The organism is Streptococcus sp. FSL K6-1323 (assembly GCF_038630745.1).
Lineage (GTDB): Bacteria > Bacillota > Bacilli > Lactobacillales > Streptococcaceae > Streptococcus > Streptococcus salivarius_D.
Genome location: NZ_CP152039.1, coordinates 1,285,447 through 1,302,419 on the forward strand (window position 1 = coordinate 1,285,447; position 16,973 = coordinate 1,302,419).

17 protein-coding genes and 1 pseudogene are annotated in these 16,973 nt (G+C 41.0%); 1 reads left to right on the top strand and 17 read right to left on the bottom strand.

What is annotated here, in order from left to right:
• Nucleotides 1-2: 2 nt before the first annotated feature.
• The 13 genes and pseudogenes from NST80_RS05805 to NST80_RS05865 form a co-directional block, all read right to left on the bottom strand.
• The gene (locus NST80_RS05805) at nt 3-4,967 is read right to left on the bottom strand and encodes a tape measure protein (RefSeq protein ID WP_342504534.1); all 4,965 of its coding nucleotides are present in this window, start codon (nt 4,965-4,967) and stop codon (nt 3-5) included.
• Nucleotides 4,968-5,187: 220 nt separating this feature from the next.
• Nucleotides 5,188-5,541, bottom strand: a complete 354-nt coding sequence (locus tag NST80_RS05810; protein WP_342504535.1) for a phage tail tube assembly chaperone — start codon at nt 5,539-5,541, stop codon at nt 5,188-5,190.
• A 63-nt stretch (nt 5,542-5,604) separates the two neighbouring features.
• Nucleotides 5,605-6,219: a phage tail protein gene (locus NST80_RS05815; RefSeq protein ID WP_342504536.1), complete on the bottom strand. Its 615-nt coding sequence runs from the start codon at nt 6,217-6,219 to the stop codon at nt 5,605-5,607.
• A gap of 18 nt (nt 6,220-6,237) precedes the next feature.
• Nucleotides 6,238-6,609: a DUF806 family protein gene (locus tag NST80_RS05820; RefSeq protein ID WP_342504537.1), complete on the bottom strand. Its 372-nt coding sequence runs from the start codon at nt 6,607-6,609 to the stop codon at nt 6,238-6,240.
• 4 nt (nt 6,610-6,613) lie between these two features.
• Entirely contained in the window at nt 6,614-7,036 is a 423-nt protein-coding gene (locus NST80_RS05825; protein ID WP_342504538.1) for an HK97 gp10 family phage protein, read from the bottom strand.
• A 6-nt stretch (nt 7,037-7,042) separates the two neighbouring features.
• Nucleotides 7,043-7,393, bottom strand: a complete 351-nt coding sequence (locus tag NST80_RS05830; RefSeq protein WP_342504539.1) for a phage head closure protein — start codon at nt 7,391-7,393, stop codon at nt 7,043-7,045.
• A complete protein-coding gene (locus NST80_RS05835; RefSeq protein WP_342504540.1) occupies nt 7,393-7,707 on the bottom strand; it encodes a head-tail connector protein in 315 nt (104 codons plus the stop codon). The genes NST80_RS05830 and NST80_RS05835 overlap by 1 nt, the downstream gene beginning before the upstream one ends.
• Before the next feature lie 14 nt (nt 7,708-7,721).
• Nucleotides 7,722-8,912: a phage major capsid protein gene (locus NST80_RS05840; RefSeq protein WP_342504541.1), complete on the bottom strand. Its 1,191-nt coding sequence runs from the start codon at nt 8,910-8,912 to the stop codon at nt 7,722-7,724.
• A 14-nt stretch (nt 8,913-8,926) separates the two neighbouring features.
• Nucleotides 8,927-9,595 carry a head maturation protease, ClpP-related gene (locus NST80_RS05845; protein ID WP_342504542.1) on the bottom strand — a complete coding sequence of 223 codons (669 nt, stop codon included), beginning with the start codon at nt 9,593-9,595 and terminating at the stop codon, nt 8,927-8,929.
• Complete coding sequence (locus NST80_RS05850; RefSeq protein ID WP_342504543.1) at nt 9,582-10,733, bottom strand: phage portal protein; 1,152 nt, start codon at nt 10,731-10,733, stop codon at nt 9,582-9,584. Before NST80_RS05850 ends, NST80_RS05845 begins: the two co-directional genes overlap by 14 nt.
• Nucleotides 10,734-10,750: 17 nt before the next feature.
• Nucleotides 10,751-10,930: a DUF1056 family protein gene (locus NST80_RS05855; protein WP_342504544.1), complete on the bottom strand. Its 180-nt coding sequence runs from the start codon at nt 10,928-10,930 to the stop codon at nt 10,751-10,753.
• Nucleotides 10,931-10,933: 3 nt separating this feature from the next.
• A pseudogene (locus NST80_RS05860) lies at nt 10,934-12,815 on the bottom strand (terminase TerL endonuclease subunit).
• 38 nt (nt 12,816-12,853) lie between these two features.
• Nucleotides 12,854-13,987 carry a hypothetical protein gene (locus NST80_RS05865; protein WP_342504545.1) on the bottom strand — a complete coding sequence of 378 codons (1,134 nt, stop codon included), beginning with the start codon at nt 13,985-13,987 and terminating at the stop codon, nt 12,854-12,856.
• Between the two features lie 106 nt (nt 13,988-14,093).
• On the opposite strand from NST80_RS05865, the gene NST80_RS05870 reads away from it, so the two are divergent.
• Nucleotides 14,094-14,234 (top strand): ribbon-helix-helix domain-containing protein, encoded by a 141-nt coding sequence (locus tag NST80_RS05870; protein WP_233047134.1) that lies wholly within the window; start codon nt 14,094-14,096, stop codon nt 14,232-14,234.
• 11 nt (nt 14,235-14,245) lie between these two features.
• Here NST80_RS05870 and NST80_RS05875 read toward each other — a convergent pair whose 3' ends face one another.
• From NST80_RS05875 to NST80_RS05890, 4 genes are all read right to left on the bottom strand, one after another.
• Nucleotides 14,246-14,707, bottom strand: a complete 462-nt coding sequence (locus tag NST80_RS05875; RefSeq protein WP_342504546.1) for a phage terminase small subunit P27 family — start codon at nt 14,705-14,707, stop codon at nt 14,246-14,248.
• Nucleotides 14,708-14,890: 183 nt separating this feature from the next.
• Entirely contained in the window at nt 14,891-15,409 is a 519-nt protein-coding gene (locus NST80_RS05880) for an HNH endonuclease (protein WP_342504547.1), read from the bottom strand.
• Between the two features lie 119 nt (nt 15,410-15,528).
• Nucleotides 15,529-15,927, bottom strand: a complete 399-nt coding sequence (locus NST80_RS05885; RefSeq protein ID WP_342504548.1) for a DUF1492 domain-containing protein — start codon at nt 15,925-15,927, stop codon at nt 15,529-15,531.
• 140 nt (nt 15,928-16,067) lie between these two features.
• A complete protein-coding gene (locus NST80_RS05890) occupies nt 16,068-16,778 on the bottom strand; it encodes a DUF1340 domain-containing protein (protein ID WP_342504549.1) in 711 nt (236 codons plus the stop codon).
• Nucleotides 16,779-16,973: the final 195 nt, after the last annotated feature.

Genomic DNA, 16,973 nt, shown 5'->3' on the forward strand with positions numbered 1-16,973 from the left:
TATCAAATAATGCTACCTCCTAGCAACGCTTGTCTGCGTTCGTAATCATTTGTTGCTTTTGTCATGAACGGTGCTAACCCGTTTGACACACTTCTACCATCGATGATATTTCTAACTTCGATTGGGTTAGAGCCGTTAGTTACCAATTGACCGAGTAGGTCAATCATGATGTCTAATTTGTTTTCAAGCATAGAGACACGCTCACGGTCTGAAGTGTTATCGTGATTGCCTTGTGGGGCATCACCGGCGAAACGTGCCACCGCTTCAGTAAGTAACTGCCACGCTCTGCCACGTTTGGCGATATCTGTTGGAATAACGTATTCTGGCATATCGCCTTCAGCCAGCTCATAAACACCATTCTTGCGAACTAGACCGCCGTTAGCGTAGCCATAGGCTGCGACACGGTTAAAAGCTGCATCCGATGTACCATAACGATGCTTGATGTAGTTGATCGCAGCAAGCAAGTTATCATAACCATTACGGATGTTGTTGTGTCCAGGGTGTTTATAAGCATTAAATGTAGGGCCAATGGTTTGCATCAAACCGATTGATGGTGTACCGTTGATGGCATTGATATCCCAGTTGTTTTGTACGTTAGGGTCACCACCAGATTCACGCTGGATAGTTGCCAAAATTTTAGATACACGGAAGTCAGTCGGCTCGATATCGTTTGCTTTCAATGCTCGAACAACCGACTCACGCCAACGAGAAACGCCAGTCCCTTGAGGGCCATCTTCACCACCACCCGGAGGACTGAGCAATGGACCAAGGGTTTTCTTAATCCAGTCAAACATGCCACCGACTTGACGTTTAATCAACGTTTGAAGTGGACTGTTGCGGTCTTTAAGCGGTTTGCTATTGTCTTCACCTCCGCCACCACTGTCACGCACCCCAAAATCAAGGAACGTAGCAGCGTTAGCAATATGACGGCCAGCGTATTGGTGATACTGACCGTTTCCGCCGTAGTTATACTCTTCGCCATCATAAGTGTCCCCATGAACAGCGGTTACAAAGTCAACGTGGTTGCTTGAAACTGGACCACCAGTGTAGACCGCTACCGTTCCCGGCTTAGGTCTGCTTAAATGTGGTACGCTGGCAGATATCCATTGATTACCATTACCGAGGTGACTAAACAAGCTAGGTTTAACACCCAGATTGGCCAAGCGACTGGCAACGAAGGATACACACTCACGGTAGAAATAACCCCACGGGTCAGCACCAGCGTCTTTAGCCTTGTCTTTGAAACGGTAGTCATCACCTTTAGCACCCATAGCCACCGTGCCCTCATCCATTGAGGCACTAGCCATTGACCAAAGTTCTTTCCACCAGTTCTTAGCTTCTTCGACTGGTTTCTTATACAAAGCATTACCGAGGGGGTTAAACACACCAGCTAACTTATCAGCATTAGGGCTGAATTTCTTAGCTAGCGATCCTACTGGGTCTTTAACGACATCGGTGACAAACTCAATCATTTTCATGAATTTATCGACACCGTTTTTCATTGTGTCCCAAACTGAGCCGGCAACGTTAGTAGCCGTATCCCAGATTTTAGACCAGAAACCAGTACCCTTGGCAAACGCTCCACGCTCTACGCCCATAAGCATCGCCAATTCACTAGCATTGATTACCTCTGAGCCAGCAGGCAAGAGGTATTCAACGTTTCGACCTTGTGGCAAGAATGACTTACCATTTGGCAAGATAACCATTTCTTGGTTATTAGTTTCTGGACTGTCATAGCCATCGTTTAGTGTGGCAAGCGTAGGCTTGGTGATTGGGTTTCGGTATGAGCTAAACATACCAGTACCACCGGCAAACTTAACTTTCGGAATTTTAGAGATAGCTTCTTTACTACCGCCAAAATCAGAAATCAGTTTGTTAATACCGTCAATACCAGCGTTTGGCAAGGCAATGACAGCATTAATACCGTCACCGGCAAGTTTTTTCATACCGTCCCACATCTCGCCGAAACCTTTTTTCACGTTATCCCATGTATCTTTGAAGAATTTAGCGATGTTGGTTAAGGCATCCGTGATTAGTTTGGTAATGTTAACACCGAATTTTTCTTGTGTTAACGCTCCGATTTCATCCCATTTTTTAGATAGGAATTTTTTAGAGTTTTCCCAACCGTCAAACCAGTTCTTATTGATGCCCTTGTGGTTTTTGTCAATATCCTTACCAAGAGCAATCATTGCTTCAGTGGCATTACCCTTGATGTTCTCCCATGTCTTAGATGCGAATTTCTTGACATTGTCCCACTTATCAGACCAGTCTTTTTTAAGATTAGTCATGTGTTTTGCAACGCCTTTGGCCATATCTTTGACATGGTCCACGGTGCTATCAACAAACTTTTTGAACGGCTTGTTATGCTTGTACATCAACTCAAACCCAGCGACTACTGGATTAGAGATTACAAGCAGTTTCTTAGCAGTGTTTGTGAAGGCTTTGATACCTTTTTCGCCACCAGTGAAGTATGTTTTAGTCTTTTCAAAACCTTTCTTGGTGCTCTTGGTCATTGAGTCCATCGCACCCGTCCAAGTTTTCTTCATGCCATCCCATGTCTTACCGAGCCACTTACCAGCATTAGAAAAGCCGTCTTTGATACTTTTCACAATACCATCAACGAATTTCTTAAATTTCTTATTATGCTTATAAATTAAAGCAAAAGCTCCAGCAATCGGATTGGCAATAAATAAAAGGACCTGTTTCCAGTCCTTTTTAAAGAAATCAATGATCTTACCAAAGATTTCTTTTGTCACTTTAAAAATCTTGTCAAAGGCTTTTTTAGCAGCACTGAACATGCCATCAACAAAAGCTTTGAATTTCTTATTGTGTTTGTAAAGCAACACCAAGGCAGTGATAGCCGCTGCTACCGCAACCACAATCAAACCAATCGGGTTGGAGGCCATTGCTAGATTCATTGCCTTTTGTGCCGCTGTCATTCCGACTGTAGCTGTTCGCCATGCGTGAATCCCTTTGACTACTGCCGTTATTCCAAGAGCGACCTTAGAACCTACAAAGTAAGCGGCAAACAAAGAACCGACCGTTTTAATAGCCGTCTTATGTTTTGCAATACCACCCAATGCCTTGGATAGTGATGTTACTGGCCCTTTAGCCTTTTTACCGTTGCCAGTCATGAGGTTAAAAGCACCAGCGACACCTTTAATCATATCGACGGCAACTTCCCAAACACCGCTAGCAAAGTCTTTACCAATGCTAAACACCGAACCTAAACTATCTTTAACCTCTTTAAAGAAAGCTACAATTTTAGGAGCGTTGTTAGCGATGGTTTTACTAACGTTATCAACGGCCTTGTTAAGGCCGTCCATGAAGCCATTGAGCTTGTCGGTACCACTACCGAGATTAAAGACCTTAGAAAAGGCATCCATGATAGTGCCTAGACCTTTGGAAACGTGTTCCCCTAAGTCTTTAAACTTAGTCTCAGTGTTAGGGTCAGCAACCCAATTCCCAATCTGTTGCAAGAATGGGTTTTTCATTTTATCGATTGGGTCACGGAAAGCCGCTACCACTGCCGGCATACGGGACTGAATTGTTCTTTCGAGACCACCGATGGTAGTCGAGAAGTTAGCAGTCGCGTCCTTGTACTTATCTTGCAATTCGAACAAGGCTTTTTGTGCCATTTCTGCGGTGATCTTGCCATCTTTTTGTAGCTCTGCATATTTATCGGCGGTCATGTCTGCAATGCCAAGCTCTTGTGCAGCTACTTCTTTAAGTTGGTTTTTCATTTCTGGGAAGACATTAATGATTGACATCATGTCTTGCCCTTGGACCTTACCATTGGCAATCATTTGCGCCCATTGTGTAGCAAAGTTTTCAACGGCTGCATCGGTTTGACCAAACGCATCTTGCAAGGTCAAAATGGCTTGTGTTTGCTGTTTGGTTAACTCTGTGTTGTGAGTGACGGCATAGAATTTCTGGTTCATACCGTCAACCATTTCGGTTGAGTTAGCCGCTGCTTGTGCCATTTGGTTGGTCATGTCGACCATCTTCTTACCTTCTTCAGCGTTACCGGTAAGTGTTAGCCAAGTGGCGTTCATGGTTTGTTGATATTTAACGTATTCGGCACTTGATTGGGCTATTTCGTCAAACTTGCCCTTAATAGCTCCCAATGCGTTTTGGAAACCGTTACTAATTAAATTAGCTGCAAACGTAGCCCCAAAGATACCCTTTAAGCGTGAGGTTTTCGTTTCAGTCTCACTAACTTCACTACCTAAACGTTTAAAACTATCTTTTAAGCGTCCGATGAGTGAGCTAGAACGTTGACTTTGTTCGATTTCATCGTTCAGCTTATCAGCAGCATTGCGAGTGTGTGCTAGACTTGTCGCCGTTTCATCCAAGCGTTGCTTTTGCTTGCGGTATTCATCGCTTGTTCTTCCGGACTGTTTAGCGACACGCTCAAGCATTTCTTTTTGGGTCTCGTACTGCTTGTTTAAGTTAGTAATAGAGCCCTTGTATTGCTTAAGTTGTTCTTGCCTAGCTTCGTCCTCTTTGCCTTCTGCTTTCAGACGCTTGACATAAGTTTCAGACGCTTCGTTTTGGGCTTTGTATTCCTTTTGAAGTTCTGCCAAACCAGATTTTTGATAATCTAGGCTATTCTTAGCTTGCCTTTGTTGATTTTCCAACGATGCCAAACGTGTAGTCGCTTGGTCAATCTGTTGTTGGTACTTAAGGTACTGTTCAGCGGTTTCGGCGGTACTTCCTTTAAGTTGAGACTGTTCTTGTTTCAGTTTCTCAATCTTACGTTGTTGGTTTTGGATAGCATTACCCAAACCATCATACTTAGCTTGTGCTGCTCCCAAATAGTCACCAGCACTACGCATTTGGCTTTCTTGTGCCTTCCATGCGTTAGTTGAGCTATTGACTAACTGAGTTAAACGCTTAATCGAATTGGCAGCCTGTAGCGTATCCAAGGCGATTTCCGTGGACATGGTAGCTTGTACTTTTGCCATGTAATATTTTTCCTCCTTTCCTTAAATATTTAGAGTAAAGATGTTGGGTCAACCATTCTATCTTCTTCCTCTTTGGCATTTAAGATTTTCATTAGCTCGTAATAGTCAGTGTCGTAATACTGATCTAGTGTCCACCCAAAACCTTGGATTGATTTTTTAGCAATAATTTTTAAATCTTCAATGCGATTTTCTAAATCAAAAATCTGTTCGCCTTTAGATTTTACTCTTTTGGGTCAGTTTCACCAGCGGCATTTTCAAGTTGTTCGTCTGTCAATCCGTACATATAGCCTACTAGTTTTTCAGCAATTTCTTGTGTGCGTTCATTGTCCAAATCGAGCAATTTGTCGTAGGCTTCTTCATCCAAATCGAGGACAGCACGGATGAAACCAAGCATTTCTTTAAGGATGGTAAAGCTAGCTTGTGCTTGCTCTTGTGTATCGCCTTCTTCAACGGTGTCGCTGATTTTAAGCACGGCAAGTTGGTACTCATGCATACGCAAGACATTGCGATTGCTCGTAGTGACTTTGAAGGCTTTCTTACTGATTTCCGGGATTTGAATAGTTCTGATTTCCATTTATCTTTACTCCTTTAACACAAAAATAGAGGTCAGGCCATGAGCCTGACCTCTTGCAAATTATTAAATACTATTTGATGCAGCAGGAAGGGCATAGCCCCCGAATACTTCTTTAAACATATTTGTTTTATCAAACGTAGATGCACCAGAATAGTATTTCTTGTAAGGCTCGCCGCCGAACGCAGTCGCTGACAAGGCGTTAAATGTCATGTTATCGTCTTGGCGAGTTTGGGCAGTATCAGTGTCTGTTGCAACGTTTTGAGTTGACTCTTGCATGATACCGTTAGCAAAACCAAAGAATACTGAGTGTTTGCGGTCAAGTGTTTCAGATTCAATCAAAACCGCCGTGTGTGGTTTTTCACCGTCCATAACGTAACCACCCTTGCCGTCTGGTTTAAAACCAAGCATTTTCTGTTTGATTTCAAAGTCAAGGTTATTGAAGTCGAACGCTACTGTTGGTGAACCCGGTGCAATCATAACATCTTGCACTGAGTTGTTCCCGGGAATTTTAGTCGCTTGACCTTCCAAGTTTGAGATGTTAGCGGTACGAGTACCAAGCATAGCTGAGTCAACTTCAATCACGCCATCAGTTGAAAGGCCGTCAGCACCTTTAAGTAGTTTTTGGGTTTTTGGGTCAACCAAAGCAAGTCGAACCATTTTCAAACCTACAATTGCCATATAGTAATTTCTCCTTTGTTAAATTAATTTATCGAGAGCAACAAAAAAGACCGCCGTAATCTGTAATGTATCGGGGTCTATGCTATGTTCTCTCATATCTGTAATTGAGTAGTGTTCAGATTTTAGGAATTTCAGCAATTCCATTTCAAAGGCTTCGATATCAAAATCAATATTAGCCTTGTAAAAAATCTGGACTTCCACTCTATCCGTTTTTCCGAAAAAGGTATTATTCCCACTCAAATCAAGTGATGGATTGCTTTCAGTGAGCAAAACGATTGTCTTATCGGTGTTTTCTTCGAGCTCTTTAGGCAAGTTGTTTGCATATACTTCGCTTATTTCACCAAATTCTTTGCTGTCAATGAGCTCTTTTAGTTTTACGGTTGCTAACACTTAATCACTTCCCTCCTTTTCTTCGAATGAGTTTCTCATATTCCTCTTTTTCTGCTAATAGCACTTTCTTTTGAACGTTGCTATCGTTTTGGACATTGGTAACGAAATGATCAGCACGGTATTTTTTAGTGCCGTCATTTAATCGTCTGGCATTTTGTGCGTGGTAATTATTCTTCCAGCCTACGGTTGCCACACCGTTCTTTCTGCCGTCAGCGTTAGTTGATTGGACAGATAAACCGTCAGCCATGTGTCCATACTTCAAATCTTTTTTATTTGAGTAGTGTTTCTCCCTAGTAACTTCTTCCAGTTCCTTTTGAAACACTTTCGCACCAGCGGTAGTAATTTTAGCTTGTTCCGCTGGTGTGATATCGCCAATACTGGCTACCGTTTCAAGCCAGCCCTCTAGTGCTTCATCAAGCCCTACCATAAGCTATCACCCAACTTTCTTGTGTTTTCTAAGTGTCAGAAAGTCGTAGCGGTTAAGCCCAAAGTTTTCGTTTGGACTGACATGCACAATATCATACTGAGTGCCATTTAGGACGGCCACTTGACCTTCAATCACTTTGGCATTGTGGCGAATAACAATCACTCGTGTATCGCTTTCGCCATTTTGCTGAGCAAGGTACTCTTGATTGAGCGTGCGAGTGTGGGGTTTATAGTGCAGCGTAAACTGTTTGACGAACTTTGGCACGCTCACACCCGTAAACTTGTTAGGGGTGCTTTGGTATGTGCCAAAATCAGCCTTGAAACGAAAGTCTGAGGGTAAATATCTAACTTTAGGCATTAGTCACCTCTTTCTTCACTATACGTTGCGTATAAGCCCCTTAATTGCCCGATTATGTTATTTAAAGTGAGATTGACAGGATAAGTCACCGTGTCTGTTAAAGCCACTCTGTAGGTGAAATACGAACTTGCGAGGGCTATTACAGCCGTGTCAAATAGAGATTCTACACTGTCAAGGTCGTAGAATTTTTGATCACTACCGACTGCATTGATAATGTACTGCTGAGCCGATTCAATGTAAGCTGGAATGAGTGCAGTGTCGTCTGTCTCATCCAGATTGAGGGTCTGCATGATAGTTTCCTTAGATACACTCATTACTTACCTCCTAATTAAGCTCCAGTAGTAAGATTAGCTTTTTGGTCAGCAATCGCTTTAAACGATGCTGGCACAAACGCTTCTTCATCGGTTTTAACAACGTCGAAACGGTCAATCACACGCACTTTAGTCGTATCAGTTTCAAACGCACCACCACCGATGTTAGTTGAAAGTAGTGACAAGTGTTGGCGGTCAAACAATGTTACCGCTTGTTTCAAGTCACCAAAGTACAATGGCATAGCTCCAGTAGTAGCATTAGCAAGCCAGCGGTCAGATACTTCTTTAACTGCAAAACCATCGATTGAGTATCCAGTAGGTGATTTAACGTCACGCTCCATGAGGTAGTCACCCATAGCATTCTTAACTTTCTTAAGGGCAGTGAATCCAGAAGTGTTAGTCAAGAAGAATGAAGTTTGCTTAATCGCTGGGTCAACTTTAGCCTCAAGATCAATGATGTCATCCCATTTAGCCAATGTTGGTTTAGTTGGAAGTGTAGCAATCACATCCAAGATAGCTTTGTTTCGTGTTACTACGACTTTTTTCGCAATCCAACCAGACAACCATGCAAGGATGTTTTCAGCAGAATCAGCAAGCAAGCTGTTAGTTACTGTAGAAATACCAGCATAGCGTTTGATAGTGTAGCGGATAAGAGACAATTTAGGGTCATCATTAGCACCAATTTGTCCAGCTTCATCATCGATTTTAGAAAGGCCAGTGATTTCAGCCCATTTTTCGTAAACACGAGAACCAGTAAGAGTAGTTACGTTTTCAACGTTTACATACTCTTGCAATGAATCGTATTGACGAACCAATGTATTGATAGCTGTACGGATATCTTGTGGGATAGTCAATCCAGCATCGGCACCAGTTCCGTCTGTTTTAGAATCAAGCAAGTTTTGGTAACGACCACGAACGAGGTTTTTAAAGTCTTTAACAAAAGCGTCTTTTACTTCTTCTTCGTTTTTAGTCAAAGGTTGTTTTTCTTCTTCAGTCATGTTAGCTACTTCGCTAGCACGAGCTTCAGTATATTGTTCTTTGAACATGTCACGCTTCATTTTCGCAGTGTCACGTTCGTTTTTGATGGCTTGCAATTCTTCAACGGTAACTGAATCGTCAAGCATAGCTACGTTAAGTTTTTCGTTCAAGTTTTCGACCTTATCGCCTTGAGCGATCCAAAGGTCATGCAATTCGTTTGATGTTTTCAATATTCATCTTCCTTTCATTTTTCAAGTAAAATAGCCAATTTCTGCTCACGCAAAGTATTGGTCTTAGGTGTCGCAATCATGTTTTTAAATTTAGTGATTGCTGACTTGCTTGGTAGTTGATGTACGGCATTAGTAACCATGATTTCTTCTTCATCATTATCGAAGAACATGATCTCATCCGCAAAGCCTTTATCAACGGCAGTTTTAGCATTAAGCCATGTCTCTTTAGCCATGAGATCAAGTAACTCTGGTTGCTTAAGTCCAGTTTTCATCTCGTATGCCAAAGCGATAGACTCATCAATGCTATTAAGCACCGCTGATTGGTGCTCTAGGTCATCGCTATTACCAACGATGCCAGTAGATGCCTTGTGAATCATGATGTGTGCCGTTGGACTGATACGCACGGTATCGCCAGCCATAGAAATGACACTCGCAGCACTAGCCGCAAGCCCTTGCACATTTACCACAATACGTTTGCCACTAGCTTTAAGCATTGTATAGATTTCACTTGCTGCAAACACATCACCACCATTAGACGCTATATTAAGCGTGATTTCTTCATCTTCGTCGTTTGCAATGGCATCTTGTACCAGTTTCGGATAGGTACTAGACATGCCAAAGTATTCGTAGAAAGCACCAGCATCATCACTTACAATATCGCCTTTAATGTCAATCTTGCCCATTTATCTCACCTCCTTTCAATGTGGTACGGTTAGGGTTCTTACCCTCTGGCAACTCTTTGGGTAGAATTTCAGCTTGCTGCAAAATATACAAACCTTGATTCTGTGCGAGTGTGCCACTTTTAACCATGCTATTAATACGACTGATATAGTTAGCACCAGTCGGATCAACCGCTGGGAAAATATCTGCGTCCACATCGCATGAAAGTTTCTGAGATAACTCACTAAGGAATGGTCTTAAATATCGTGCTACTGCTTTAGAATAGACGTTTGAGCTCATTTCTAGTGAAGACTGTTGGTCGCCTTGGCCACCGACAACGTTCTCTGGGATACCGTAGACCTTTGCAAATTGTCCGGTCGTCCAGTCCGCTTGCTTAAGTAGTTGGGCCACGTTGGATTTGATTTCAAGAGGCGTGAAGTCCTCTAAATCATCCAGTACCAACGGACCGCCTTGCATTTGCTTCATTGCTTGTCGAGAACGTGAGACCTTGGTTTTGAAATCGAGCAAACCCCCGCCCTTGATTTTTAAAATACCATTAGCGTTGAGGGCGTTCTTAAGGGAATTAAGCGTTAGCTTATCACTAGCCTTTTGAATATCCAGTTCTCTACCAAGAGCCATCAACGGACTTACGCTTGTCAAACCACCATCTACGGATAGCAATCTAAAATGTAAGATGTCGCTTTGTGGAACGTGCTGTTTTGGCGGTATGCGTGGGTCATCGAATGTGATGTTATAGTAAAGACCATTCTGATTATCCAATCGGTTGAAAGTGACTTGAGACGGTCTTAAATACTCCCACTTCATATCACGCCCATTGTCATTGCGCCAACGGTACGCAAAGGCTTCACCACCCAATAGCATTTGAGCAAAAATAGACTGGTAGAAGTTAAAGCGGTTAGCGTTATTTGACGGGTTGTCTACGATGCCTTGTAACTGTTTTCGGCTAGTTGTTAGCTTAGCAGTCGCAAGGTCGTTAGATAGCTGACTGATAATAGAGAATAGGTCCGAGTTTTTAAGAGCAGTTTCGGCTGAAACCCACTCACTACCGTTTAAAGTAGCTAAAAACTCTGGATCAGTGATATCAAAAAAGCCCCCTTGATTGCTCGGTGGGCTTTCGGTTGCTAAATTAAATATCGGCAATTATTATCACCTCCTTTCTAGCCTTTATTAGCGGCTAGCTCACTAATTAAACCTGCTAATACGAATGTGACGGTCATACTGACACCAAACCACACGTAACCGAGGTTATAAGTGGTTAAATTAAGCGAAATCGCAGCTAAAATAAACATCAAAATGTCAAAAATGGCCCAAATCGCTTTAAAAAACTTCAAAATCATGTATTAATACTCCTCTAGTAGCCCACTATCTGGGTTTTTCAACCAGTTTAGGACGGCCTCTTGGCTCATGTGTTCGACCTTCCACGTTGGATTATTGGTAATAGCGTAATCTTCAAACGCATACATCCCATCATAAAACGCATCGATAAGAGCGTCCACCACGTCGATTTTATAGGTCGATTTCATCTTGTTTACCTGGATACCGATGTTATCCTCTTTAATTACCGCATTTATCAAGGCTTTACGCATGATTTCATCATCCAAACGGGTGATATTACCTTCGATAAAGAGCGTTTGAAGGAATTTTGTTGGGTCTTTTAATTCACTTGTACGCTGTCTAATCGGCATGAGTGGAAAGCTAGTGTTAGATTCCAATGCTTTGATAATCTTAGACACCATCATGGCATCATAGCCAAAGAAAACTACATCAAGCTGATTATCTTCTACATATTCACAAAACCAACGGTAAACTTCCTCTGGATTAATAAGCCCTTGTGGGTGGCTTGTAATCGTACAGTATTCCTTAGCTTCCAAGTCTCGATAGTTGACACCATCTTGTTCCATTTTGGCTTCTAAAGAGCCAGCTTGTTGCCAAGGAATAAAACTGTGCTGTTCGATATGCCATTTCTGAATACCGTCTTCAGCGACGTAGGGATAAACGAACCCAATCGCCGTATTATCGCTGAACATGGACGCATCCAGTCCGACATAGACACGCTTGCCTTTGATGTCAAATTCATCAACGACTGCATTTTCAATATCGGTTAGATCAAGGAAACTATTGCTGTCAGCTAGTAACCAACAATTCATGTTTTTTACTTGGAAATCAGCTAAGTTACCACTCAATAGGTCGCTATCCCTTTTATCCATCAACCCTTTCATAAGGTTGTCACGCTCTTGTTCCAAATCTAAAAGTGGGTTGCTTTTCCCCCACGTTTCAGGTTGGAAGACCTCGTCCAAACTATCTTGAGACCACACTAAACAAAGGTATGTATCAGCATCCCTATTGTCATCATCTTCCATAGCTTGCTGCATAATTCTTTGGTCTTCCCTAAAAGGAACAGACGGATTTGGGTAAGCAGTGGAGATTTGGACAAATTGTCTATTCGGGACTTTTACTTGCCCAGAAACAATCTTAGAAACTGCATCCCTTGTTTCAATTTCTCCAATCTCATCAAAAATAGCTGTTGTTCATTCAAGTAAAATGAAAACTATCATATTGCCCACTCTCAGCAGAAATAGCCCTTAAAACGTTGTTGTTAGCTTTCATAATAACTTGGTCACTATGCAAACCTAACTCAGTTTCGTTTGCCAAGCTCTTAAAGGGCTCGTTTTGGATTATCTGCTTCATCATAGATTTGATATAACCAAGCAACTTGTTTGTTTGCTTGAAGTTGATAGAGGTTACAAGATAATCTTGGTTTGATAATCCGAAACTTTCGATAAAGTACGAATATGCCGTAAGAATAGCCATCAAATATGTTTTACCTTGACCACGACCAACCGAAACGATGGCACGGCTGAAACGTTTACCACCGTTAGCATTTCTCCACCCGAAAAGCATACATAAAATAAATTTTTGCCACGGCATCAGTTGTGTAGGCTCACCAGTATCAACGTTCGGGCATATTCTAGCAAAACGCAATAATTTGTCCGCTTCAGTCGTTTCATAGGTATACGGAAAGTCGTCGTTGCCTTGTCTTTGCAGGTCTCGTAAATGTCTGAAACACGCCAATTTAATCATGTATCCAGTTACTATTCGACCTTCCAAAGCATCAAAACAATATTTTGTTCCATCGTCTTGATATTTTTTGGCAATGTCGGTGAAATCAAATTCTTTATATGCTGCATCTATATCATGAGTTTTTGTTAAATTTGTTTTCATTTACTATTAATCACCTCCCTTCAATAAAAAAAGAACAATTACAATAATTGTTCTAGCTTTTTTTCTATATTTTCATAATATTTAATTCTAATTAGTTTTATTTTTTTATTGATACAATATTCGTTCTTAATTAAATCCCTCTTTTTCTGCAATACAAATGCTTTTTCTCCGCCCCATATTTCAACAGGTCTTATATGTTGTTCTCCATCAAATTCTATTAATACATTTAATTTCGGTAAGTAAAAGTCAAAAGGCAAGGGTTTTTTATATCTACAATCATCAAATCTAAACTGTTCGATAAATTCAATATCATTACGGTCCAAAAAATCTTTTACTTTTTTCTCTCCTTTGTATTCATTACAGTTTAAACATCTAACGCCGTTTTTAAAACTATGAGGTGATATCATTGTTTCTTTACCGCATTTTTTATGTATCATTTTTATTTTATTAATAGATTTTGTAAAATCACCAACTACAATGTACTCCCCTTTGGCGTGTTCATCTATATATTTAATAAAATCATTTTTACAAGTTATTCTATTATCGCTTCTGCTGTGTGATTCATCATCTAATTTTTTTAATATTTTTTCTCTTTTTTCACAGCTACAGTAACACCTTCCTTTATATAATGAATTAAATGATACCTCAAATACTTTATTACATTTATTATGCTTGATTCTTATTTTGGATTTACTATTTTTATAACCATCAATGTACTCATATTGTTCTCCAATAGTTTTCTTTATCATTAAGTTGATGTCTTCTGTATTATTTTTCCTAGCATTCGATAAACTTTTATATCTGCACTTTGGACAACCTTTACCTCGCAATAAATTGTCAGGAGATATTTCATATTTATGTCTACACTCGTTATTTAAAATTAAGACTTTTGATTTCGAGTCTATATATTCAGAAAGCAATTCATATTTACTACCGTATTTTTGTTTTAATTCATTATTAAATGATTCTGATGTTTTATGTTTTCCAGCGCAATATGGACAACCTTGACCAGATAGGAGATGAGTTGGGCTATTGAACCAAACATTATTGCAACTTTTACATCTTATTTTTATTTTTTCTCTAGCACCTTTATACTCTTCTAAGATTTCATATCTTCCGTTATTTATTGTTTTTATTTCACTTAAAAATTGTTCATTCGTTTTTTTAATCATACTTTATCCTTAATGTATTGTATTTACTTAACTTTACAATATTATTATACATTTTTTGTTTTACAATGCAATACTTGTAATGTATAATATTAAAAAAGGAGATAATATGGCAAAAAAAAGAATGACTTTTACATTAGATGAAGAACTACTTGTTGAATTAAAAAATATATCAAATAAATCAATGATTCCTCAAGCTAGAATAGTTCAAACAGCTATAAAAGAATATTTAAAAAAGATGTCTTTATAATAGACATCTTTTTATTTTCCTAGGAATTCCTTCAACATTTCCGTTGTTGAGGCCTTATTTGTATCTTCACTCGCAATTTCCATCAACTCTTGACGTCCTTTTGGTGTCAAGCCAAGCTGTACACCTATTTTATTTAAGGTGTCAACGGCGTCCTTCATGGTAGCGACTGCTGGGTTCTTTTTAAAACCAAGTGACTGCTCACCAAGAATCTCACCAGACCCTTGAGCTTGAATTGGCTTCTTCATTTCCTGTTGAATCCCATTTTGTTTAATATCCTCGTACGCAATTTTGTAAATTTCATAATTCGTACAGTAGGTTTCAACTAAGAACGTATCAATGCGTTGAACCTTGTTTGTACTTTCTAAAAACGGAACGATTTTGCGCCAAACTTCCCTTGCCACCGTCCCCAAGTGGTTTGGCGGGTCGCTGGGTAAACGCCCTTTGTTCTGCCGATAATAAGGATTTTTAACCAAGCAACTTTCACCTCCTAATCCGTCCCCCATGACACCGCTTAAAAACCCTCAAAACTGGCGTGCGGTGTAAGAAAACACCTTGTGGCGGCTCTCCTTGGCACGAGAAGGGGGCGGGGGTCAATTTTAAATTGGGTCGAGGGTTTATTACACCACCCCTTATTCTAAAATCGTGCTATGGGCTTATTAGAGGGGTTTAACGACGTCCTCTTTTTTGCGGGCTATTAAATCGGCCCACGATGCCACGGGAAGTCGTAGCTCGGTGTTCTGTTTCGTTCTGTTTTGACCAGTACCATAGATTTCTTGTTCCAAGGTACGTTTGGTGTTGTCGCAGCTTCTACACGTTGCTACCACGTTTGAAATTTCAGTCCGAAGTTCTGGAGCTATTTCAACGGGTGTAATGTGGTCGCCTATACGTGCGTCTGGTGTGGTCACACCCAAGGCAAGACAGTACTGACATAGATAGTTGTCACGTTCTAGTGCAATCTTACGAATAGATGACCAAGTCTTTGAGCGATAGAATGCGTAGCGTTCCTTACTCTCATCGTCTCGATTCCTCACTCGTGTGTTGTATCTAGTGCGTGAGTATCTCTGTCTCTCCTCTGTGTATGCTGCTTCCATACTGCTATGTGTACTACAGTAATGTAATGGTCTCTCTGTTAGAGCACGGCATCCCTCTGCCCTGCATCGTCTGACCATCGGCATAGATATACCTCCTCTCAGATAAACTAAAAGAGAACACCACTGTGTCCTCTTGATTCGATAATACTATATTACCACGTTGATAGTATGATGTACTATAGATTGGTATAGACCGATGTAGATTAGTCCAAATACTTCTCAGCTTGTCTTAACTTAACGTAGTATGTAGCTTTACTAAAGCCCATACGGTCACATATCTGCCAGATATCCAGCTGGTCTATATAAACCATTTGCAGTAGGGACCTGGCATCTATATCCCCCACGCTTGCTATCTGTCTACGAAACTCTAGCTTCTGCTTGATAGCTTCAGCCGTGAAGCGCTCGACTTCCTCCCTAGCCGTCGTGAGTTCCACATAGATATCATCCTTGCCCTTGCGTTTGCCACCTTGCACCATATCTGTTTGCATAGCACCAGCCGTAACTTTAAGGGCTTGTGATTCCAGACGTTTAATCTGTTCTATCTGACTGTCAATGTACCTGTCTAATGCCTTAATCTTTTGCAGCCGTTCAACTGTTCTCATAAATACGATTCCTTTATGGTATAATGATATTAATAAATTCGTAGAAGTCCTGGGCATTAGTCTGGGTCTTTTTTTATACAAGAATAAAGATTGACAGACAATAGCTAGCAAGGGAGTCGAACCCTCGTAAACCGTTCTAGCTACACGCCTAGTGCATAGGCTGTATATAAGGCTTTTCTGACCGTTGCTTTATTGCGACCTATCTTGCCCTTGGTTCTATATTTAAGAATGATGCGATCAACCTCATCATCCAATCTCTCGGCCCATTCATAGTTATTGAAAACAAAATCAATAATCTCGCTGAATAGCCCTCTTGAAAGTAGCCCTTCCATTTGGATTGCCTTCAACGGAGTTAGGGCAGCTCTTTCCGCATAGCACATATTGAAGGCGTTTTGGGTTCTGTTAGCATTTTTCTGGTCGCACCCTTTAACCTCTCTAATATAGTTATTTAGGTTGTTAGGATGCTCCTTGCGTAGTTCTTCCACTTCCTTACGAAACCGTTTAAACAGCCCCTCTGGCAGTCCTGCGTTGGTTTTATCCAACACTGGGCGCGTGGTTTTACCCCTTGTGTAATTGGTAGACAGATAGTCTTGAAGGTCGTTGAACAGTTCATCGGAAATAATACCTTCTAGTCTCTCGACTGTCGCTGGCGATATCCTCGCACGTTCCACGACTGCACTGTTAAACGCTTGATAAATGATACGAGCTTGCACTTCACTGCACTGCTTGACCTCTTGGAAGAACTGCTTATAAGAGCCTTTTTTGTGTGCTTTTTTCAGTGATGCATGCTCGCTGACTAACCGTTGATATAATTCCTCGGTCAGTCCGGAATATTGGTATGTTTTGCTCATGAGCTCCGCTCCTGTATCACTTTGCGGTCTGCGATATATCCCTCTAATGTTATTCCAACAGCTTCAAATGGGGCGAATTCGCACACAGTTCTCTTAACCACCATTGTCGTAAGCGCTCTTGTATTTCTTGGGCCTCTACCACAAACAATAGCTACGTCTCTCCTAAAGTGATTTCGCTCGAAAGCCATATCATAA

What these genes read in the sequence shown, in the direction of transcription:
- NST80_RS05825 (WP_342504538.1), bottom strand. Translation starts at nt 7,036, where the DNA reads ATGGTAGGGCTTGATGAAGCACTAGAGGGCTGGCTTGAAACGGTAGCC.
- NST80_RS05885 (WP_342504548.1), bottom strand. Translation starts at nt 15,927, where the DNA reads ATGAGAACAGTTGAACGGCTGCAAAAGATTAAGGCATTAGACAGGTAC.
- NST80_RS05805 (WP_342504534.1), bottom strand. Translation starts at nt 4,967, where the DNA reads ATGGCAAAAGTACAAGCTACCATGTCCACGGAAATCGCCTTGGATACG.
- NST80_RS05845 (WP_342504542.1), bottom strand. Translation starts at nt 9,595, where the DNA reads ATGGGCAAGATTGACATTAAAGGCGATATTGTAAGTGATGATGCTGGT.
- NST80_RS05855 (WP_342504544.1), bottom strand. Translation starts at nt 10,930, where the DNA reads ATGATTTTGAAGTTTTTTAAAGCGATTTGGGCCATTTTTGACATTTTG.
- NST80_RS05835 (WP_342504540.1), bottom strand. Translation starts at nt 7,707, where the DNA reads ATGAGTGTATCTAAGGAAACTATCATGCAGACCCTCAATCTGGATGAG.
- NST80_RS05870 (WP_233047134.1), top strand. Translation starts at nt 14,094, where the DNA reads ATGGCAAAAAAAAGAATGACTTTTACATTAGATGAAGAACTACTTGTT.
- NST80_RS05865 (WP_342504545.1), bottom strand. Translation starts at nt 13,987, where the DNA reads ATGATTAAAAAAACGAATGAACAATTTTTAAGTGAAATAAAAACAATA.
- NST80_RS05815 (WP_342504536.1), bottom strand. Translation starts at nt 6,219, where the DNA reads ATGGCAATTGTAGGTTTGAAAATGGTTCGACTTGCTTTGGTTGACCCA.
- NST80_RS05810 (WP_342504535.1), bottom strand. Translation starts at nt 5,541, where the DNA reads ATGGAAATCAGAACTATTCAAATCCCGGAAATCAGTAAGAAAGCCTTC.
- NST80_RS05890 (WP_342504549.1), bottom strand. Translation starts at nt 16,778, where the DNA reads ATGAGCAAAACATACCAATATTCCGGACTGACCGAGGAATTATATCAA.
- NST80_RS05880 (WP_342504547.1), bottom strand. Translation starts at nt 15,409, where the DNA reads ATGCCGATGGTCAGACGATGCAGGGCAGAGGGATGCCGTGCTCTAACA.
- NST80_RS05830 (WP_342504539.1), bottom strand. Translation starts at nt 7,393, where the DNA reads ATGCCTAAAGTTAGATATTTACCCTCAGACTTTCGTTTCAAGGCTGAT.